This is a genomic window from Terriglobales bacterium (genome assembly GCA_035651995.1).
Classification (GTDB): Bacteria; Acidobacteriota; Terriglobia; order Terriglobales; family Acidobacteriaceae; genus DASRER01.
Map to the genome: position 1 here is coordinate 25,723 of DASRER010000045.1, position 21,225 is coordinate 46,947.

At 62.7% G+C, this 21,225-nt stretch carries 17 protein-coding genes; all 17 read right to left on the reverse strand.

Annotated features, from left to right (window positions below):
• Positions 1 to 2: 2 nt before the first annotated feature.
• On the reverse strand, positions 3 to 1,394 hold the full coding sequence (locus VFA60_15240; GenBank protein HZQ93145.1) for a glycosyltransferase family 39 protein: 1,392 nt from the start codon (positions 1,392 to 1,394) through the stop codon (positions 3 to 5).
• Positions 1,395 to 1,468: 74 nt separating this feature from the next.
• A complete protein-coding gene (locus VFA60_15245; protein ID HZQ93146.1) occupies positions 1,469 to 2,284 on the reverse strand; it encodes a WecB/TagA/CpsF family glycosyltransferase in 816 nt (271 codons plus the stop codon).
• A gap of 9 nt (positions 2,285 to 2,293) precedes the next feature.
• On the reverse strand, positions 2,294 to 3,667 hold the full coding sequence (locus VFA60_15250) for a nucleotide sugar dehydrogenase (GenBank protein HZQ93147.1): 1,374 nt from the start codon (positions 3,665 to 3,667) through the stop codon (positions 2,294 to 2,296).
• Positions 3,668 to 3,870: 203 nt separating this feature from the next.
• Positions 3,871 to 4,674, reverse strand: a complete 804-nt coding sequence (locus tag VFA60_15255; GenBank protein ID HZQ93148.1) for a class I SAM-dependent methyltransferase — start codon at positions 4,672 to 4,674, stop codon at positions 3,871 to 3,873.
• A 47-nt stretch (positions 4,675 to 4,721) separates the two neighbouring features.
• Positions 4,722 to 6,209: a flippase gene (locus tag VFA60_15260; GenBank protein HZQ93149.1), complete on the reverse strand. Its 1,488-nt coding sequence runs from the start codon at positions 6,207 to 6,209 to the stop codon at positions 4,722 to 4,724.
• Positions 6,206 to 7,447: a glycosyltransferase family 4 protein gene (locus tag VFA60_15265; GenBank protein HZQ93150.1), complete on the reverse strand. Its 1,242-nt coding sequence runs from the start codon at positions 7,445 to 7,447 to the stop codon at positions 6,206 to 6,208. Before VFA60_15265 ends, VFA60_15260 begins: the two co-directional genes overlap by 4 nt.
• Complete coding sequence (locus VFA60_15270; GenBank protein HZQ93151.1) at positions 7,425 to 8,366, reverse strand: NAD-dependent epimerase/dehydratase family protein; 942 nt, start codon at positions 8,364 to 8,366, stop codon at positions 7,425 to 7,427. The genes VFA60_15265 and VFA60_15270 overlap by 23 nt, the downstream gene beginning before the upstream one ends.
• Positions 8,367 to 8,430: 64 nt before the next feature.
• Positions 8,431 to 9,957, reverse strand: coding sequence for a flippase (locus VFA60_15275; GenBank protein ID HZQ93152.1), 1,527 nt, complete (start codon positions 9,955 to 9,957; stop codon positions 8,431 to 8,433).
• Positions 9,935 to 11,107, reverse strand: a complete 1,173-nt coding sequence (locus VFA60_15280; GenBank protein ID HZQ93153.1) for a glycosyltransferase — start codon at positions 11,105 to 11,107, stop codon at positions 9,935 to 9,937. The genes VFA60_15275 and VFA60_15280 overlap by 23 nt, the downstream gene beginning before the upstream one ends.
• A gap of 30 nt (positions 11,108 to 11,137) precedes the next feature.
• The gene (locus tag VFA60_15285) at positions 11,138 to 11,986 is read right to left on the reverse strand and encodes a class I SAM-dependent methyltransferase (GenBank protein HZQ93154.1); all 849 of its coding nucleotides are present in this window, start codon (positions 11,984 to 11,986) and stop codon (positions 11,138 to 11,140) included.
• Between the two features lie 5 nt (positions 11,987 to 11,991).
• On the reverse strand, positions 11,992 to 12,846 hold the full coding sequence (locus tag VFA60_15290) for a class I SAM-dependent methyltransferase (GenBank protein ID HZQ93155.1): 855 nt from the start codon (positions 12,844 to 12,846) through the stop codon (positions 11,992 to 11,994).
• A gap of 62 nt (positions 12,847 to 12,908) precedes the next feature.
• The gene (locus tag VFA60_15295; GenBank protein ID HZQ93156.1) at positions 12,909 to 14,162 is read right to left on the reverse strand and encodes a hypothetical protein; all 1,254 of its coding nucleotides are present in this window, start codon (positions 14,160 to 14,162) and stop codon (positions 12,909 to 12,911) included.
• Positions 14,163 to 14,468: 306 nt separating this feature from the next.
• Positions 14,469 to 15,980, reverse strand: coding sequence for an O-antigen ligase family protein (locus VFA60_15300; protein HZQ93157.1), 1,512 nt, complete (start codon positions 15,978 to 15,980; stop codon positions 14,469 to 14,471).
• 20 nt (positions 15,981 to 16,000) lie between these two features.
• Positions 16,001 to 17,362 carry a GNVR domain-containing protein gene (locus VFA60_15305; GenBank protein ID HZQ93158.1) on the reverse strand — a complete coding sequence of 454 codons (1,362 nt, stop codon included), beginning with the start codon at positions 17,360 to 17,362 and terminating at the stop codon, positions 16,001 to 16,003.
• Between the two features lie 124 nt (positions 17,363 to 17,486).
• A complete protein-coding gene (locus VFA60_15310; GenBank protein HZQ93159.1) occupies positions 17,487 to 18,986 on the reverse strand; it encodes a sugar transferase in 1,500 nt (499 codons plus the stop codon).
• A 67-nt stretch (positions 18,987 to 19,053) separates the two neighbouring features.
• Positions 19,054 to 19,503, reverse strand: a complete 450-nt coding sequence (locus VFA60_15315) for a glycosyltransferase family 4 protein (protein HZQ93160.1) — start codon at positions 19,501 to 19,503, stop codon at positions 19,054 to 19,056.
• A partial coding sequence (locus VFA60_15320; protein ID HZQ93161.1) for a capsule assembly Wzi family protein occupies positions 19,476 to 21,225 on the reverse strand: 1,750 nt, incomplete at its 5' end. The genes VFA60_15315 and VFA60_15320, both read right to left, overlap by 28 nt.

The following is a 21,225-nucleotide window of genomic DNA, read 5'->3' on the forward strand; positions in this document are numbered from 1 at the left end:
CCTTACCGCTGCTGCTCGTGCTTTCCCCGCAGGTGATCTAGCAGCCGCGTGGACGCCGGACCGGCGCGCAGTGTGCGCACGATCTGGAGATCGTGCCAGTCCCAGGCGCGTTGCGGCGCAACGTCAATGCTGACCGGTGCGCTGCTCCAGTCTCCATTCGGATGGAAGTAAGCGCCGATCACCTGCACGCCGAAGGAGAGCGCGACCGCCAGCGCGAACGCCGGCTTGAGCAGGCGCGACGAGGTCAGCGCCGGCCAGAGTGGAACCAGGAAAAATGTGAGCAGCGGAAGAATGTCGCACATGTAGCGCGGGCCGAAGCAGTATCCGGCATACCAGCGCTCGAGCTTGGCATACAGAAACAGGTGCAGCACCGCGCCGATCACCAGCGCGCGCGACCATCCGTGCTGATGGTTGCGCCACAGCCGGATCGCGCCCCACGCGGCGAACAGCGTCCAGGGAACGAAGATGAACAGTCCGCGATTGGGGCTGGCCAGCAATCCCGCCAAGCCTTCGAAAAAGTTACCGCGGAAGCCGCTGGCCGCCCGCGCGTAGCCCATCGATTCCAGCGCCTGCGTGTAGGCGCCGAGCAGATTGCCGAAGTAATAGAGGTTATAACCGAAAACGAGCGCGCCGATCATGACGATGGGCGCGAGCAATGGTAGAGCGCGGGCGCGGCTCTTCCACAGCATCCACAGGAAAACGGGCGCGACCGTGACCACGTTGGTCGGCTTGTTGGCGGCCGCGAGAGCGATCGCGAGCCCGGTCAGGAGCGCGGACCGCGGAGAACCGTCGTCGCGGACGAGCGCCCAGATCAGCAGCGCCAGGCACAGCTCGGTGAAGCCGTGCAGCCACAGCACCTGGCTGGCGGTGCTCCACGTCGGCGAAGCGAGGGCGTAGATGAGCGTGAGTGCCAGCGCGCCGCCCGTGGGCAGCAGCCGGCGCAGCGCGAGGTAAAGAATTCCCGCCGAGAGCGCGGCGATGAGCGCGGCGCTGAGTTTTTCCATCGCCTCGGCGACGAACAACATGGCGCGCGGCGAAGGCTGGCGTTGCGAGACCCATACGGCGGCGGGGACGTACAGCGGCGTCACCACGAGCGGCGTGAGCACCGGATAGCTCGACATCCAGTGGCCGCGGCTCTGCGTGGCGAAGTACACGCCGTAGGGCATGCCTCTCCGCTTGTAGATTTCCAGGTGTGGAGCGATGAAGCGGTCTACGTCGAGGCGGGCGTCGAGCAGGATGCTGAACGGGACGTAGCGGACGGCGTCGGTGTCGCCCGTAGAGATGTAGCGGAGGTTAGCGAGGTAAGCGAGGAAGAGGAAAACCGCGAGAAGGGCGGCGGCGCGGGGAGCTGAGGTGCTGCTCAGTTGTTTTCGCGTTGGCGCGGCAGTTGGCACTTAGCAGTTGGCATCTGGCCTTGAAAGACCGTGCGCTGGCCAAGTGCCAAGTGCTAATTGCCAAGTGCTGTTTCCTAGATGTCCTTCGGGCGTTTACCGAGCGCCTGCAAAATCACACGCCCAACGAAGGCGGGATTGTTGACCAGGTAGCGCATGAAGAGTCGCCGCGGCTCGGTGCACACGCGGAAAAACCATTCCATGCCGATGCGCTGCATCCAGCGCGGCGCCATCGGCTTGTTGCCGCTCAGGAAGTCGAAGGCGGCGCCGACGCCCGCCATCACGCCGCAGCGCATGCGACCGACGTGCTCGGCCATGAATCGTTCCATGGCGCCGGGACCCACAGCCATCCAGAAGATGTCAGCGCCGGAGGCGTTCACGCGTTCGACAACCTCGGCGTCTTCTTCGGGGGTGAGCGGACGGAACGGCGGGCAGTAAGTTCCGGCCACCTGCAATCCCGGGAAGCGTTCACTCAAGTTCTCAGCGAGGCGATCAGCGACGCCGGGCATGGCGCCGTAGAAGTAATGCTTCCAGCCGCGCGGAAGGCCGTACTCACACGCCGCCAGCATCAGGTCGGGGCCGCAGACGCGCTCCACGTGCTTGAAACCCTTCAGGCGCGTCAGCCAGAGCAGCGGCACCCCATCCGGCGTCACCAGGCCCGCCTGGTTGTGGATGCGGCGCAGCTCCTCGTCATGCTGGCACATCATCACCAGGTGCGTGTTGGCCACGCAGATGTAGTGAGGATCACCGGCGGTGATCCACTGCTCTATCGCGCGCAGGGCGGTCTCCATGTTGATGGGGCTGACGCCGACGCCGAGGATGTTGGCGCGCTTGCGCACGAACGGGCGCGTGTTTACCTGTCGCCCGGGAGCAGTTGTGACCGAAGAAACCAACGTCTGATTCTACAGCGCTCCGGCGCGCTGCGCTTCGACGCGGCGCGCGCGCGCCTGGTCATCGCGTCCGACGCCCACAGCGACGTACTGCACCCAACTGCAATCGCGCAACTCCGAAGCGAGTACCCGCCAGCAATCGAAGACGAGCACGCGCTGCTTGTGCACCGGGAAGTCGGCGGCGCGCAGGCTGCGGAATTCTTCGCAAGGCTGCGCGATGACAACCACGTCGGCGCTGCGCAGGCACTCCAGCGCGGAGTTCATGTACTGCACGCTGTCTTTCAGCACGACGTGCGCGTTTTCCATCGCGAGCGGATCGTAAACCGCGACCACGTGGCCGGCGTCCGCCAGTTTCTGGGCGAGCATCAAGCCCTGGGACTCTTCGACCACGTTGGTGTTCGGCTTGTAGGCGAGCCCGAGCAGACCCACCGTCATGCCCGGCTTCAGCAGTTCTTCAATGCGCTGCGCCTGCCGGTTCAGCAGCAGGTGGTTCATGCGATCGGTGGCCTCGGCCAGCGCCGCGGGCGCGCCCAGCGCCGTGGCCATCGAGCTGAGGGCCTTGTTGTCGCGCGGGAAACAGGGACCGCCGTACCCGAGTCCGCCGGTGAGGTACTTGCGTCCGATGCGTGAATCGTGGCCGATGGCCTTGCTGACAGCGTCCACGTCGGCGCCGGGCAGTTCTTCGCACACCGCCGCCAGCATGTTGGCGAACGTGATCTTCATCGTGACAAAAGTATTGATGGAGATCTTCACCAGCTCGGCGTTCACCAGGTTCATGCGCATGACAGTCGCACTGTTCAGGGTGAAGCTCTTGTACCACGACTCCAGTTCGGTGCCCGCGCGCTCATCGTGCTCGCCGATAAGGACGAAGTCGGGATGGAGCAGGTCGTGGATCACGCTGCCGAGCGCGATAAACTCCGGGTTGTAGCAGACGCCGAAATCGCGCCCGCACTTCTTGCCGGATTCTTCTTCGATCAGCGGCAGGATGCCAAACTCGGTGGCGCCCGGCAGCACCGTGCTGGTGAGCGCCACCAGGTGGTAGTCCTTCTTGGCGCGCAGGGCGCGGCCGATTTCACGCGCTGCTTGCGCCGCGTAGCGGATGGAAAAGCCGCCGGCTTCATCCGACGGGGTTGGAACGATGATGAAGGTGAGGCCGGAGGCGCGCACCGCTTCCTGAAAGTCGGTGGTGGCGCGGAGGCGGCCATGGTTCGCCGCGATGTATTCGGCCAGTTCGGGTTCGACCACCGGAGCACGGTTGCTGTTGATGGCGTCCACCGTGCTCGAGTTGACGTCCACGCCAGTTACCTGCATGCCGCGGCTCGCCATGGCCGCCGCCATGCAAGCTCCCAGCTTTCCCAAACCCACAACAGAAACGCGATCGATCATGCTTTCTCCCGGAACCGTCGTCTCCTTCTCTGCTTCCGTCCTGCCGGGAAAGCCGCGCAGGACATGACCCGCCACCCTGGCGCCGGGTGTGGGTTGATACGTCCTTGAATCTTATAAATCGTAACCAGTGTCGATTGGCAAGTGCAAAGTTGTCCTGGTCGAAACTCGGGTCGCTGAACCGCTGGAAGCCGCAGCGCCCGATTTTACTTGCTGGCGCGCAAAACGAAGAACCAGCCCCAGCGGTCAGGGAGAAGCGGATGCAGCCAGCGCGCGAAGGCCCGCGTGTCGTACGGTGTTTTGATGGCCTTGCCGGAAAACTCGCTGTAGGCCGCAAACATCTTTTTCAGCTCATTGAACGTATAGGCCTTCGTTCCCTTGCTCTCAACGTGCTGCCAAACCACCTGCCGGAAGGTGCGCCACGGGCGTCCGCGCAGCAGCGCGTAATAGGCCCAGGCGGTGAGGACCTTGAGCGAGCGCCGGTGGTACATCATGCCGATGAAGGCGCCTCCCGGCTTGAGAATTCGGTGTATCTCGTCCACGATTTTCTCGGGATGCTCGGAGTGATGGATGACGCCCCAGGAGTAGACCACGTCGAAGAAATTGTCGTCGAACGGCAGCGACTCGGCGTCGGCGCGCTGCAATCGCGATGAGAGGCCGTAAAGCGCGAGGCGCTGGCGAGTGAGCTCAATGGCGGTGTCGGTGAGGTCCACGCCATAGCAATCGGCCCCGGCGCGCGCCCATTGAAGATGGTCCACGCCCGCGCCCACTCCCACTTCAAGCAGCCGCTTGCCCCTGGCTTCGGGAAACCGCGCCACCTGGTGAATGAACGGTTCTTTGGCGTAGCGGGCGCGCTCGGTCGCTTCGAACCACTCGCGTGTGCGTTCTGTCGCGCTGTTTATCGCGGAGGCAGGAACGCCACAGGGCGACTTTTCCCAGTACTGGCGCACCTCCTGATTGAGCATGCTGGTCACGGCGCGCGCCGGGGTGGAGACTTCCCGCCCGCCCATTGCTCCTGGGTCTTTTTCGAAAGCGGCTTGGGAATTTGTCTCGGAACTCATGCCAGTCGCGGCAGCAGTCTTCTTCCCGCGCTGCGAAGCGCGTGGCGCTCTTCCAGGCAAACACCGCCTTGCGCAAACAGTACCAGAACGTAGATCGCCGCGCTGAGGAGGCCCGCGGTCAGCAAAACCACGAGCGGCGACGCGGCGAAGTTGCGCTCCAGCAGCGCCAGCGCGCCGAGCGAGGCGGCGAAAGCAACAGCCATCGTCCTCCACTCGGCAAGCGCGAGCCGTGCGCCACCGTAGCGGGAAGCGAGCCGGCCGTAGATCACGGCGACCACGATCTGCGCCACCGCCAGGCTGGCTCCGGCGCCGACCGGACCCCAGCGCGGCGCCAGCACGAGCCCGCTGCCAACGTTCAGCAGGACGCTGATGATGGAGACGGCGGCGACCTTCCTCTGCCGGTCAATCGCGGGCATGAACAAATGGCTCATCGCGATGATGACGATGCTCACAAAGTACGGGGCCAGGCAGCGCAGCACGGCAACGCTCTCGGCATACGGCCCGCCGTAGAGCAGAAGCATGAGCGGGCGTCCGAAGACCAGGCAAACGGCTGCGCCCGGGAGCGCGATGTGCAGCAGCCCGCGCACGCCAAGGCGATAAAGCCGGGCACTCTCCAGCGGGTCCACTTTGAAGCGCGAGGCCATCGGCGCGTACAGGCTCGCTGAGACTGCCGTGCACAGGAGCACGGCGGGCATCACCGTCTTGAACGCCGCCTGGAAGATGCCGGTGGCGTGCTCGCCCGCGAAGAACGTCACAATGACGGGCGGCACGTACATGTTGGCGCGCTCGCACACCAAAAGCACCGCCAGCGGAAGCGCCTGTCGCCAGATGTCGGCGATGAACAACCGGTCGAGCCCGAGCGGAAACCAGCCAATGCGCCGGACCAGCAAAACGAGCGCAAACAGAAGCGAAGCCAATCGCGCGCCCAGATAGAGCCAGCCAATCGCCTGAAGTCCGTAGCCCTGGCGGAGCAGCCACCAGCCGGCAGCCAGTGCCGCCATGCGCTCCACTCCGAGCGAAAAGGCTTCGTAAGAATTGCGCTGATGTCCGCGAAACACCGAGCAGAGATACAGTGTCATGCTCCGCAGATGCTCGGAAACGAGGATGATGGTGAGGAAGACCGCGTTCCGCCGCATGTAGGCACTGAACCCAAACGGCAGCATGGAGATCGCGAGCACGGCGACAGAGAGCAGGGCGCGCAGGGCCAGTCCCGTGGCGATAAATTGCTTCTGCCGTTCGGCGTCGCTGGTGGCGACCAGCTTGGTCATGGCCACGCTGATGCCCGGGTCGGCGAGGACGGAGAACAGCAGCGAATACGAAAGCGCGAACCCCAGCCGGCCGAAATCGCCGGTCCCCAAATAGCGCGCGAGGAAAACGGTGAACAGGAAAACGACCACCGTTTCGAACACCGAGTAACTCACGAGCACGGCCGTGTTGGCCATCAGGCCGGTGCGTGGGCGGAGCTGAGCAGTGGCCGCGCTCATGCCGTCATCGCTCTTTCCGCGCAAAGCATTCGATAGACCTGCATCAGTCCCTGGTAGTGAGTTTCGCGCGAAAACTGGCGCTCCACTTTCTGGCGTCCCGCTTCGCCCCACGCGCGACTTAACTCCGGGTTCGTCAGCAGAAACTCAAGCTTGTCCGCAAGGTCGGCCGCGTCGCCGGGCCTGAACAGCAACCCGGTGCTTCCTTCGTCCACCAGCTCGGGAATCCCGCCCAGGCGCGATGCCACCACCGGCTTGCCGAGGGCATATGTCTCCAGGATGGCGAGTGGCTGGTTCTCGTACCAGATGGAGGGCACCACGGCCACGGCACAGCCTTCGATCAGAGCCCCCATTTCCTGGCGCGAACGCACGAAGGGCAGCAATTGCAATTTGCCATTCGACCGCGCGGCGTGGCCGGCCAGTTCGTCACGCAGCGGGCCGTCACCGACGATCAGGATCGGCTTGCTGATCCTTTGTGCGGCGTCGGGCAAGGTCCGGACACCCTTGTTTGCCGAAAGCCGTCCGAAATAAAGGACGTAGTCGCCTGGTTCTTTCCGGGGCGCGTTGGGGAGCGTCTCGAGAAAAACTGGCAAATACGTGATACGTTCCGGCGGCACGCCGAACTCGATCATTTTTTGGCGCAGGAACCGGCTGGGCGAAATCAGCTGCGAGACTTTTTCCCAGGTGCGCCGCGCGGCGTGAACGTACTTGTTCAACATCCCCATGGCGCTGGCTGGAATGCTCTCGTGGAAACAGCGGTGGAGCACGGCATTGTAATGGCGGCCGCCATGGCACCGCTCGCACACTTGATCGTGGACGAACAAGGTGCCGGCCGTGCACACCATGCTGTAGTCGTGCAAAGTCATCACCGCCGGGACACCTTCCTCGGCCAGCGCGTCGAAGATGGAGGGCGACAGCTGGTAGTTGATGTTGTGGGCGTGCGCGATGTCGGGGCGAAACTCGCGCACCATCGCCTGCAGATCGCGGTAGGCCTGCCGATTGTAAACCCCCTCAAAGAACGCGTCCGCTTTGCGCCGCAATGAAAGCGTTCCGAGATCCGCTTCCGTGAAACCACCTTTGACAAAGAATTGCGCATACTTTGACTCAACATTGTTCGGGTGCGCCGTGGCGAAATGTCCAACCTCGTGACCTTGGTCCTCCAGCAGGGCACAAGTCCTGAAGAAGACTTGGTCGGCGCCGCCGCGGCTGTGGAAGAACTTATTGATTTGCAGAACGCGCATAGCCCGCCCGGATGAAGTTCACGCTGAGGTCAATGCCTTCCTGCAGCGGCATGGTCGGTTCCCAGCCGAGAATGCGCTTTGCCTTGGACGCGTCGAGGGCGATGTGCTCCACTTCTCCGGGGCGTACGGGCGCGTAGCGCGGTTCACCTTTGTAGCCGGTGGCGCGCCGTACGGCCGCGAAGATGTCGAAGTCCGACACCGGCTTGCCCCATCCCAGGTTGATGATTTCGCCGCTGCCCTTGTCGAGCGCCGCCAGGTTCGCGCCCACCACGTCGTCCACGTAAACGTAGTCGCGGGTCTTGCTGCCGTCGCCGTAGATGGTCGGCTGCTCGCCTTCCAGCATCTGCAGCGCAAAGATGGACACCACGCCGGCTTCGCCGCGCGGATTCTGCCGCGGTCCATACACATTCGGATAGCGCAACACGGTGTAGTCGAGGCCGTAAAGGTGGCGATACAGAAAGAGATAGCGCTCCAGCGTGAGCTTGCTTACGCCGTAGTGGCAGATGGGCTCGGCGGGATGGCTTTCGTCCACCGGAACCTGCTTCACGTCGCCATAGGTCGCGCCGCCGGTCGAGGCATAGACGATTTTCTTCACGCCGTGTTTCACCGCCATCTCCAGCATCGCGAGGGGCGCCACGATGTTGACGCGCGCGTCGAAGAGCGGCTCGCGCACCGAACGGCGGACGTCCATCTGCGCGGCGTGATGGTCGATGAGCTCCGGCCTTTCAGCGGCGATGACAGCGTCCAGGGCCGGTTGATCGCAGATGTCGAGTTCGTAGAACGTTGCGCCGCTCGGGAGGTTTTCCCTGCGCCCGGTGGAAAGGTCGTCAACGATGACGATGCTGTGGCCGGCGCGCATCAGTGCTTCGGCCACATGCGACGCGATAAACCCGGCGCCCCCGGTAACGAGAATCTTCATGCAGTGTCTCCGATCACAGCCCGCAGCGATGGGTGCGGCCGCTACCGGCCGGCCACACGGATCGTCATAAGGTACGCCGCCGCGACCATCGCGACGGCAGGCTCGAAAGGAGCCGCATCTCCTCGGGAAGCAGGCCGCCCGTCAACGCGAGCACGGCAGAGTACAGCACCACACAAGCGGTTGCCGCCACCAGGAGCTGCATCCATCCATGGACCGGCCAGCGCAGGCTGATCCAGTACAGCGGCACGAGCGTGACCAGAAATCCGGGCCACTGCCACAAGTCGCGCCGGCTCGTGAAGAACAGCAAATCGCGCTTCGCTGTGGACCACCAGTAGCCGGCGGCGATCACCGCGTTGGTGACGCTGAGGCTGAGCGCCGCGCCGTCTACGCCGTACAATTTCACCAAGAGCGGCGCCAGAGTGGCATTCAGCAGCACACTGGTCATCCAAAGCCGCATGGCTGTTTTCTGGTGATTGATCGCGGTGAGCAGGTTGTAGCTCATGGTGACGACTGCCTGGAAAACATAGAACGGCGTCATCAGTTGCAGCAGCCTGGCCGCGCCCATGTACTGCTCGCCGAAAACAACACGGACGATGGCTTGCGGGAACAGCAACGTCATCAGCGAACACGGCAGCAGGCAGTGCCACAACAGCCGGACGCCGTAACGATATAGCTTGCGGATCTGCGCCGAATCACGATACGCCGCGCTCATGGCGGGAAACATGCCGCCCCCTATGACGTCGCAGATCAGGTACGGCAGCATGATGATCTTGCCGGCAGCCTGGAACGTTCCCGCAGCCGCCTCGCCGGACAGCAGCCCCAGCAGGAATGGCGGTAAGTAGAGATTGATGCGCGCGCTGAGCGACATCAGCGAGAGCGGATAGGCTTCCCACAGAAGCGTGCCGGCCAGCGGAGGCCAGGGCTCGAACCGGATGGAGGAGCCACTCTTCCAGCCGACGATCGCCAGCGCAAGCAGGAGCGAGACCAGACGCGCCGCCAGAAACATGAACCCGATCGCCCTCGTGCCATGGCCGGTGTGAAGCAGCCATGCCGCTCCGCCGAGCAATGTGGTTCGTTCTGTCGCGACGACCAGGGCTTCCCAGCCCATCGATTGAAAACCGCGGAACACCGCGCAACAGGCCGTGGTGATGCTGCGCAGCACCTCCGAGCCGCCCACGATCATGATGAAGAACGCGTTCTGCCGCAGGTAGGCGCTGAACGGCAGCGGCACCAACCCAAGCAGCAGCAACCCAGCCGTCAAGGTAAGTCGCAGAGAGATGCTCTGGCGGACCCACGGGTTTTCGCCGCGCGGATCGCGGGCGACAAACTTCGTAACGGCAAAACCGAAGCCCGGGTCGAGGGCCGAAATCAGCAGCCCATAGCTGAGAGCAAGAGCGACGCGTCCGTACTCGATCACGCCGAGGTGCCGGGCCAGCAGCACGTTGATCCCGAACAGCATGGCCGCGTCGCCGATGTAGTAGGCGGCGAGAAAAACGGAGTTGCCCAGCGCCCTTCGCGTGGCCGTTGCCGAGGAAGCCGCGGCAGACGCTGGCGCGACGCTCACCCCCTCAGCCACGCTGTGTGTGCTCATAGATGGCGATCAGTTCGCGGTAGTTCTGTTCAGGCGTGTATCGCTGCTGGTAGCGCTCGCGTGCCTGCTTTCCCATGGCTTGCATTTCGCGGGGATGCTCCCAGGCCCACTGGACTTTCTTCGCCAGATCGGCCGCATCGCCGGCCTTGACGTGCAGTCCGGTTTCGCCGTCGGTAACCAGTTCGGCGCAAGCGCCCAGATCGGAAGCAATCACCGGCACACCGCACGCGAACGCTTCGATGACAACGCGACCGAAGGTTTCATAGTAGCCGATGGACGGCCACACCAAGAAACGCGCGCCGCGCACCAGGTTGTAGTAGTCGGCGCGCCCGAGGCGCGGCAACATCTCGATACAGGAATTCTCGGCTGCGGCGCGCTCCATCTCGTCGCTCAACGGCCCTTCACCACGGACCTTCAGCGGGATGTTGCGCAGTTGCTTCCAGGCGCTGGCGAGCGTAGCAATCCCCTTCTCTTCGGCAAGCCTGCCGGCGAACAAGGCGTACGTGCCCGTGCCGGTCCCTACTCCAGGATCTTCGAAGACGAAGTGCGGTTTGACGTGAATCTTCTCCTCCGGCAGACCCGCGGCGATGAACTGGCCGCGATAGAACGCGGTCGAGACAATGTAAGCGTCGATCGCGTCGTTCCACGTGCCGATCGCGTGGTGGGCCGCGATCATCAGGCTGATGGCCGCGCTCTGTGCGCGCGACTTGTGATAGCAACCGTGGACCACGCTCGGCCACGGCGCCGATTTCCCGAAGCAATCCAGGCAGAGCTTTCCTTCTCTGAACATCGTGTTACCCGGGCACAAGAGCCGCGGGTTGTGCAGAGACTGGACCACACGCACGCCGGCGTCGCGGCAGGCGTAGTAAGCGGAAGGCGAGATCAGGGGAAAGGTGTTGTGGAAGTGCGCCACGTCGGCACGATTGTCGCGCAGGAGCTGAGCAATGCTGCGCCCCGCGGCCGGCGACCAGGTCGCGCGCAGGCCCAGGACCGCCCGCTGCAGCGGAGAGTAGGTTTCGATCTCGCGATTGTCGCGGACGAACGTGCTGGTGGTGTGGCCGTGCTTTTCGAGCAGCGCCTTCTCGCCGGCAAAGACGTCGTCTTCGCCGCCGGGATAAATATAGGTGTTGTGGACGAGGAGAATGTGCACGAGGAGTCGATCGCAGCCGCCGGGCGGCGTCTATTTTGGCGGAATCGGGATTGGGGAGGCCGCGTGCAGCAGCCCTCCCTGCAAACCGAACGCGCCCAGCGCGCGCTGCAGGCTGCGTCGCCAGAACCCATGAGTGCTGTAGGTGAGGATTGGTGGGAGGGGACACACCGAATGAAAACCGGCCCGCACGAGCACGGCAGTCAGCGAGCGATCGTTGAAGTGAAACAAGTGCGTCGGGTTTGTGCGCTGGTCCCATCGCGCCCGACGCAAGCGCGACTTGAGGCAGTCGGTGTTCGGCGCTGTCACCACGATCACGCCGTCCATCTTCATGACTGTTCGGATGTCTGCCAGCTCCTCCCAAGGCTGTCGCAGGTGCTCCACCACGGTACTGAGGATGACGCAATCGAACAACGGCACCTGGGCTTCGCGCAGCTCGGCAAGGTTCGAAAACACTGGCGCACCGAGCTGCTGTGCCTGCTGACGGGCCACGTCGTCCATCTCAATGCCCGCCACGCTGGCGCCCTGTCCGTGGCACGCTTTGAGCAGCGTACCGCGTCCGCAGCCGTAATCGAGGACGTGCGTCCCCTTGAGCGTGCGACAGTGTCTCGCAATGTGTTCTACAAAAATCACCGCATCCTCGTCGGGCGTGTTTTCCAGATGGGGAGAGTGCCCGCTTTGCGGGTAGTAAAGATCGGTGTACGCGGCGCTCAGCTCAGCGTCGCTCATTTGGGGCCAGACGAATTCGAGTCCACATCCGTCTGAGGCGCACTTGAACGTCTGGCCATGAGCGAGCCGAAAGCGCGGGCGACTCGCGGCAAAACACAGCGGACATGGCGGTCTCTGATCCAGTGATAAAACGGCCGCGACGTGCTTACTCATGGCCATCAATACTGGCGGTTGAAGACGATGTTGCCGGTATCGGGCTCGCGCAATAGCCACTCGCGCAGCTCGCCCGTCTTTTCCAGCACGCAGAAGAATTTGTTCCCTTGCCGGCGAACGAATGGAAGTGTGTTCAGCAGCGCAGGACCCAGGTGCAACAGGCGCACGAAGTTACGCATGCCACCTAGGCAGGCCGCCACCAGCTTCAGCCGTGTTCCCTTGCGTAAGTCCAAGTCACGCTCGCTGGCATTCAGCTCCCAATATGGATAAGCGTGCACACGTACGCTTTCTTCCGGGAGAAACGCCGACACTGTTTTCCAGACCTCATGGGCGTCCCATCGGAAGATGAAGTTGGGGATGTTCGAATTGCGCACGCCACCGGTAGCGTAACCTTGGTCAATAACCACGGCAATCTCGAACGGGTACGAAAGCTTGAGTCGCGTCAGGAGTCGCATGAGCAAGCAGTCGTTCGGTTCCATGAAAACCACATACCGTCGGCTCACCCGCAGCATCTCGCACACCGCCCGATGCGGCGAACGGCAGTGGTGGATCATCTCATGCGCGAAGACGACGTCAAACGAGCCATCCGGCAGCTCCATCTGCTCCGCGTCGAGGCGAAGTGTCGGGTACTCAGCCGCCACGACGGCCATGCGCTCCCATTCGATGCCGCCACCAAAGTTCGACAGCGTGATATGGTCGAAGCCGGCCGCGCGAAGTACCGCTGCGTCCTCATTACTGGCGCCAACGGCAAGGACATTGCCAACCGTTGCAAGCTTGCCTGAGCGAATGTGCGCGCGCAGGACCCTGAGAAAGCCGGACCTGTCCTTTTGCGGCGGAAGGCAAATCGCCGCCGGGGCCACGGCAACCTCGGTCCCGGCGGCGTGCTCGTCTTGTGGCGGGCCCTTAAGTCTCACCGACCAACCTAGTTTGCGCCTCCATCCGTAAGGATTACGCAATTCGGATTGGGCGCAATGTTGGTGCCAGAAACATGGCCACTAAGGTAAATACACGGGTTGGCACTCTGGAGGCCATACTGCTGAATCGTAGTTCCTGTCGTCGAGCCATAGTCACCCTCGATCTTGATTCCTATCGCATTTTGACCAGGAGGCGGATAAGCCCAGACCGTGTTGTTTGTAAATGTGTTGTCGGCGCACGTACCACCACCGCCATTGGACTGATTGCATTGCAGCCAAAAATTGATACCGGTCGCCCCGGAGTGATTGTTAGAGATATTGCTATCAAACACATTGTTCGAGGCTGTCGTTATCGTCGATTCCGCCAATTCCCCATTACCAAGGTACAGAAGGTACCCAACACTGGACGGCGATAGCCCAAATCCGTCAACTCGATTACCGCTCACGTTGATGTGGTTACACCATGAGCATGCAATGCCAATTTGACCATGCGTCGAATCTGGAGCCAGCACTACCTGGTTGCCATTGATACTTCCAGTGGAACTCAACGTTACCTCAATTCCGCTATATGAAACCGCCGCACATGGCCCGGGATAGCATGCCTGAAATACGTTGTTCGACACGTCTACATTATTAGCCAACACGATTGAATAACCACCAAAGGCCAGCGTGTCGCTTGGAAGCAGGCCGCAGAAGTTTCCGTCAACATGGATCCCGTCCGCAGAACCAATCTGCCCGATGGCACCCGCTTCAACGCAAGCTCCTGCTCCTGCGTTGTAGATGTAGGAGTTGTTAGTCACCCAGATATCGCTGATGGCCCTGCCGGCCACGCCGGGTGCAACTGAGATTCCGTCATTACATGCACTGGAGGGATTCTGCGCGCATTGCTGAGTCCGCGTCACGGAAATGGCATTCCCGGAGAAGTGTGCGCTCACAAAGTCATTGTCGGGCGTGGCCCTCGCAAGTATGCCATTGCTGTGGATGACGAGGTCCCCTGTCAAGGGGACCCAACTCGGGACGGCGCCGATGTAGTTGCTGGTGACCTGCGCACCTGAGGCGCCGCGAAATACGACTGCTCCTCTATCATTTTGACCCTGAGTCGTATCGCTGACTCGAACGATGACGTTGTCCTGGACTATTGGATTGGTGACGTTTTGCATGTCTATCACGGGGCTCTCGAAGGCGTTTCCGTCGAACGTGCAATTCGCAATCTTGATTCCCTTCAAACTGTTCCCAGGACTCTCACCATGGGCGACAACCATCGTGAAATTGCTCGACCTAGTGAGGATGACCGACTGGTCCGTACACTGCAATGTTACATAGGAATGCTCGATCGTGATCGACTGAGATATTGTAGCCCCGGACGAAATACTTACGGTACAGTTTGCACTTGAAGTCCCAGTGGAGCAGTCTGAAATCTGACCGACAGCTGGAAGTGAACACAGTGCGACGACAGCGGCAACTAGAAACCAGCGTGACATATCGCCCTCCAGGGCTTTTGCAGTAGATCAGGCCAGAGAACGATACGCCGGGTTTTGTTGGTTTACAAAATAGCTCTCTGCGATGCTTCACACTTGGCCGCTAACGATCAGCCTGCCTGGGACCGCCAACAGCCAGCCCATGCGATAGCCAATCGCCATCGTCAGCCATACTACACTCGCCAGGTACGGGCTCTCGAAGACAAAGCTGAAGTTCCCCGCGATGAAGACCGCGAGCAATCCGAGCAAAAGCGCATAAAGCAATCCCGCCTCCCGCATGTCGCGGAAGGTGCGCACTGCGGTCCAGCCCCGCAGGAAAAAGCGCGCCAGCACGACAATCAAGGCCACAAAACCTGTGACTCCAGTCTTGTAAAGAAACGTCAGGTAGGTATTGTGCGGTCGTGGATCTTCCTCGAAGTTCTCGAACGTGAATGGGAGCCCGTAGCCCTCCCCTATGATCGGATTCTTGGCAAAGCGTGCCATCGCTTCGGCCCACGCGAGCAGGCGAAATTGCGCCTGTGGGTCGTCTTGCGAATACACGACGCCGCTCACCAGCTCTTCGGCGGCGCGGCCCACCAGGGCGGCCCCGGGTGCGGTCTGCACCAGGGCGGCCAGGACCAGCACGCCGGTCACAACCGAAGCAGCGACGGCCTTGAAACGCGCCCGCAGCGTGGTGTGACCGGTAGAAGGGCCGAACAAGACGAGGATAGCGATGATTCCCGCCAGCGAGACATCGAGGGCCCGCGAGTTTGCGAGCAGCACTCCGAGCGTCAAGGCGAGACACGCCGACCATCCCACAAGGCGAGGTACGAGCCGGTTCAGCGTGGCGACGAGCACGAGCACCAGGCACATCAGCACCAACTGGCCGGCGCCGTTTTGCACGATGTAGCGCCGTTGGCCAGGCGTATTGAGCAGCCAAGCCAGCGCATTCACGCTCATGAAGATCGCACCTGTCACCAGCACGCACAGCACGCGCCCGATGCTCTTCCAGTCGCGGATCATGACGATCCCAACGATCAGGAAAAGGCCGTACACCACCATGGCCAGGTCGCGAAACACCAGAACTACCTGGGCTCCGCCCGCCAGCCCGCGCAGAGCCGCTACGCAGCCAATACCGATCAGCACCAGGATGGAAAAAACCGGGGTGGAGCGCAGGCGAAACCATCGCAGTCGCGGCCACACGAACTGGCGCAGCAGCAGCCAGCCGAGCACGTAATCGGAGATGTAAAGCGGCAAGCCGGGAATCTGGAGGTAAGCGAAGTCCTTGCTGTAGGTCATGGTGCACAGCAGAAACCAGAGCAGGACTCCCTCCTGTGTAGACGCCCGCGCTCGGCGTGCGTACAGCAGGACCAGAGGCAGCATAATGGCGGCGAACGCGCCCGCCGCCGGGGTCACCTTGTGGCTCAGGACCACTTCCGCGGTGAACTCCCAGTCATTGTCGAACGGCTTGGTCAGACCATCCGCGGTGACGATCAGCAAGCCGGCAGTCAGGACGACCAGCAGCCAGAAGTTGATCAGCCGGCCGTCACCGAAGAAGGAACGTGCTCCCTCTCGCGGAAACGGAACCGATGGAGAAAAGCCGAAGCTGTGGGCGTGGTCCATTTCGTCGGCAGCGGGATGAACTAGCTGGAGGAATCGCCGTCCTGCGAGCCGGCCGTAGCGGCGCGAACGCGGCCGTTGCGCACGAATTTCATCCGCCCTGCCGAACGCGCCCAGATTTCCTGAACGATCCGCTTCCTCTCATCGGCCGGATCGATCCGTTCCCAGTAATCGCGCCCGAGGATCCAGGAGGCGGACAGAAGGAACGAGAACATGGTCCCGATCAGGACGACCAGCCAGCGTTTCGGGCTGTACTTGCGCTCAGGATAGACGGCGGGATCGAGCACGTTCACCGGCGGCACTTCCTTGGCCTCCTGCACGCGCGCCAGCTCGTACTGCTTCGTCAGCGCCTCGAAGACGGCCTCGTTGATCATCGTCTTGCGGTAGAGATCGGCGTAGGTCACACCCAGGCGCGGCAGCTCGCGGATGATTTGCCCGAGCGACTGGTTCGAGGGGTTCGTGGTGCTGTCGGCGGCGCCCGACGACTGCACCTGGCGGCGGAGTTCCTCGATGCGCGCCCGCAATGACTTCACGCGCACGTTGCTGTCGGTGTAGATCTGCTCCATTCCCTGGAGTTGCGACTCGGCGGCGGCCAGCTCGCCCTGCACGCGTGCGGCGGCCGTGAACGCGGCCTTCGCCTGTTCGGGAATGTTGAGCGCCGTATTGGCCGAGGCGAACTTGCTGAACTCGACAGCGGATTGGTCGAGTTCTTTCTTCACGACCTTCAAGCGTTCTTCCAGGAAGATGCGCTCACGGCGCGCCGAAGAAGTAGAAACCTCGGCCATGAGCTTGCCGAGCTCCTCCGCATAGGCGTTCGTGATATCGCGGGCGCGACCGGGGTCGCGGTCGACGTACTTGATGGTGATGACGCCGGTCTTCCGATCTTCCCCGATATCGGTTGCGTTTTCCAGGTCGCGGCGCGCGTCCTCGTAAAAGGTGCGGCCGTAGACCTTCTTCAGGTCGAAGCGGTCCACCATGCGATCTTCCAGAACGCGGCTTTGGAGCGCCGCGATGAACAACGCACCCGTGGTCTTCATCCCCAACAGACTGGCCGCAAGACCGAGTCCAGCCGAAGCACCGGCGCTGTTGCCCCCGCCGCCAAATCCGATCAGCGTGTTCAGCATGCTGGAATTGTCAGGCGGCATCAGGCGCGTGACCGCCTGGTAGCGCTTGGGAATGACGAACGCCAGAATGATGCTCACGACGACGCCAACCGCCAGCGCCTTCTTTACGATTTGACGCTCGCGCCACAGCAGCCGCAGGCTTCGATAAACGGCGTCATCGAGCTGAATTCCTACCAGCTCGTCGGTCGGGTCGGCGTGGCGCAACCGCCGTTCTGGCGGCGTCTCCACCGCCGAGCCATAGCGCTGACTGGGACTTTCCACTCGGTGTGTTTCTCCTTGTTGCGGGGCCTCACCGCGAGGCAGACAGGCGCGAATCCAGGTCCGGCCGGCAGCTCAGGTGAGCATCAATACTATAGGCCAATTTGCGTTGGACTGCAGGCCATCGCTACTGCCCGTTGCCGTGCAACACCGCGGGCAGCGTGCGCAGAAGGATCTTCATGTCGAGGGCCAGTGTCCAGTTCTCGATGTATTCCAGGTCCAGCGCCATGTTTTTTTCGAACGAGGGATCGCTGCGCGCCATCACCTGCCACAAGCCGGTCAGGCCGGGCTTCACGTGCAGGCGGACCATGTGCTCCAGGTCGTAATGCTCGAAGTCATCAAGCGGATGCGGCCGCGGCCCCACCAGGCTCATGTCGCCCAGCAAAATGTTCCACAGCTGCGGCAGCTCGTCCAGGCTGTATCGGCGCAGGAACCCGCCGAGGCGCGTGACGCGCGGGTCATCCACGACCTTGAACGTCGGTCCGCGGCGGTAGTTGTTGTTCTGGCGAAGCTCGGCCTTCAGGGCGTCGGCGTTGTTCACCATGGAGCGGAACTTGTAGCAGACGAAGCGGCGGCCCTTCTTGCCCACGCGCTCGGAGCAATACAGCACCGGCCCGCGTGAATCGAGTTTGATGAGCAAAGCAATGAGCGCCATCAGCGGCGCGGTCACAACCAGGCCGAAGGCAGCGACCGCGATGTCCATGGCGCGCTTGGCTGCCAGCCCCGCCCGCGGGATGGGCTCGCGGTGCAGCTCCATCGTGGGAAACTTCCCGATGTAGTCGATGGGCGCCTGCAGCCCCAGGCCGTCGAACAACTCCGGAATCACCTTCACGGCTACGCCGTGCTCCTGCGCTTCATTCACCAGGTTGCGGACGATCTGGCGCTCGGAGGGAATCGTCACCAGCACTTCGTCGACAAAGTGCGCGCGCACGATCTTTGAAAAGTCTTCAATCTTGCCCAGCAGGCGCGGGTCCTGATGGTGGTCCTGGTCGAGGAAGCCCTTCACGACGTATCCGAGCGGCTTGTTCTGCTCCAGGTGCGCGGCCAGAGACATCCCGACGCGCCCTGCGCCGACGATGATCACGTTGCGCGTGCCGCGTCCGGAGGCGACCCGGCGCTGGCCGATCTTCATGCGAATGGCGCGCCACCCCATCAGCGATCCCAGATCGATTCCGGCCGCGGTGAACACCGGCGCCAACAGGAAGGTCTGCTGACTCAGATAGAAGAAGAGCAGGACCACGCCCATCGCAATCGCGGTCGCATAGAAGATGGCCGCCAGATCGCCGAACATTCCCGAGCGCCGCGGCCGGATGTACAGGTGCAGCCCGCGCAAGGAAAGCACCAGCAGCGCCGAGAACAGCAGCAGCACAGCCGCCGTCTGCGGCGCCGGCAATTCATGGGTGTGAAGGCCGCCCGGCGCGAGGCTGAACCATGCGAGCGTGCCCGCCGCAGCCCCGCCGATGATGACCAGGTCGAGCAGGAAAGCCAGCAGCCGTGCTACGCGCGGCGTGCGTACGAAAAACTCGTCGCGCTGGCGCGCCACGTCCTGCCCAATCAGGTGCGGGAGCAGGTCAATGGAGCTTTCCGGTGAGGGGATACGGGCGGGTTCCTGTGCAGTCGCGCTCACGTTTGTCCCTTGGAACGGAGTGGCGCAAAAACGTTGCGGTTGAGATTGCGGCTTCAGAGCGGAAATTTCAAGCGGAAAAACGCGGCGCGCTGTCTTGTAACCTCTCGCTTCCGCAACCGTGCAACTGTTCGTAGAGAGCAGGCATGCGCTGGGCGCGTGCGTCCCACGTTTCCGTGCGGGCGAAATTCCACCCCACCGTGCCCATGCGACAACGCAAATCGGGAGAGGCGGCCAGCAGGTCCATCGCGCTGGCAAGCCCCTGAATCGTGCCCGCCACGGTCGTAATGGGCACCTTGATGCTGGCGCCAGCCGGAACGAACGTTCCCACGCCCTGGTGGTCGAGCGTGACTACCGGCAGGGCCTGCGAGCACGCTTCCAGCACCTGCATGCCGAAGGAGTCGCGCAGGCTGGTGAAAAGAAAGATGTCGCTCTGCCGATAAAGCTCGAACATGCGCTGCCACGCGACATGCCCGAGAAAACGTTGAGCGCTTATTTCTTTCCCCACTTCGGAAACCACGTGAACTGCACCGAGGTACTGAAGTTCGACTGCTTCCCCGGAGCCAGCAGCGGGAACTTCCAGTTCTCATACTGTACATTCGTGGTGAGGCCGAGATCGGGGCGAAGCATGAACTCCCCACGCGCGGAGAAGTCCTGCAGCGACCCGCCTTGCAGGAAGTCTTTGTCCACCCACTGCTGACGGTATCCGATCTGAACTTTGTTGCGCGGCGCCAGCCAATAAGTGCTCCAGAACTGCATGCCCGAGCCCTGGCGTCCGACCCAGTGTCCCAGCAGCTGGCCCGCATTGGTGTAGCCGTCAGGATAGCGGGCGCTCTTGTAGCTGAAACCTGGCGCCAGCAGGCCCGCCGGCAAGTCGGTGAACACGCCTTCGGCGCGGAAGTCGAGCTTGGGCAGCTTCGGGATTTGTGGCATGTAGATGCCAGGGTTCATCGCCGAGCGGCGCGGGTACGCGATGGGCGAGATTTCATCTTCAGCGAACGCGTCGTTATAGAAGACCAGCCACTTGCGCAGCTTCGGGACGCGCCAGGTGAAGTCCACGGCGGATCGCCGGTCGCCGGGATCGTCCGGACCGAAGGAGTTCGCCGTCGAGAACAGGCTGTTAATGAAGCGGCGGGTGGTGAAGGGAAACTTTGGCCCGCCCATCAGCGTGGTGCGCGAAATGCTGAACTCGAAGTTTGGCGTGGGCTTGAAGCTGATTTTCTGCCCGTGGATGAATGGCTGCGGATCGAAGGAAGCGTCGGGACTGATGATCACTCCCGTCTCCGAGTTCCCGCGATGCACGCCGCTCTGGCGCGCCAGGAAGAACTCGGTGCGCATGGGCCCGAGCGCCGAGAAGATCCACGGCAGCCGCGCCGGCGTGGTGCGATTCAGGCGCAGCATGTACATCGGCTCGGCGTTCGTGCTCAGCAGGAACGAGCCGCTGTGGTCGGGACTCCACCATCCGCTCTGCTTGCCGAACGAGAGCTGGTAGCCGCGGACATTCAGCACCGCGTACGCGTCGAGGGTCTCAAACCGATTTGCCGGGCCGCCCGGCTGGCTGATTCCCAGCGGAGAAAATGTGTCGTCGGCGTGGAACGCCCCAATCGCGTTTTTGACCGCGTCCGAATACGGCTTTGGACCGGGCGAATACTGGTATTCCCCGCTCAGGTAGATGGCCAGCGGCCCGGCGACCGCGTGACTGCTGAAGCCGGTCACGGAGTTGAAGCCTTCTCCATACGGCCGGCCGTAATCGTTCACGATCGTCTGGCCAAAGTGGTAGCTGTCGCGCAGCGGCGTTCCTGAGATTCCGGTAAAGCGCACGTAAACGCTATCGACCTGCGCGCCGAAGTTGTCGCCGCCGGCCAGCCGGGCGACTTCGGGAGCGAACTCGTCGGCAAGCGCGTGTTGCAGAGCGCGTGCCTGGACGGCGCCGCCGTCGTCGTCAGGCCCGAGCTGGTCGCCGGCTTCGGCGGCCAGGCGCGCGCACTCCATGCGCGTCCACGGCTTCAGGCCGGCAAATGCCGTGCGTAGATGACCCATCGCGGCAAGCCGGTCGAAGGCGTCGTACACCCAGCTGTCGAGCGGGACATAGGGCGATGCCATCTCCAGCGGCGAGCGCTCGCGCTCGTCGCGGATGAACTGCCCATACTGCGCGCCGTCGCCCGACTCCTCCTCGCGATGCGCGCGCACCACCTGCCGGCCCACGTACCAGCCCAAAGCGCTGCCCACCACGACGTCACTG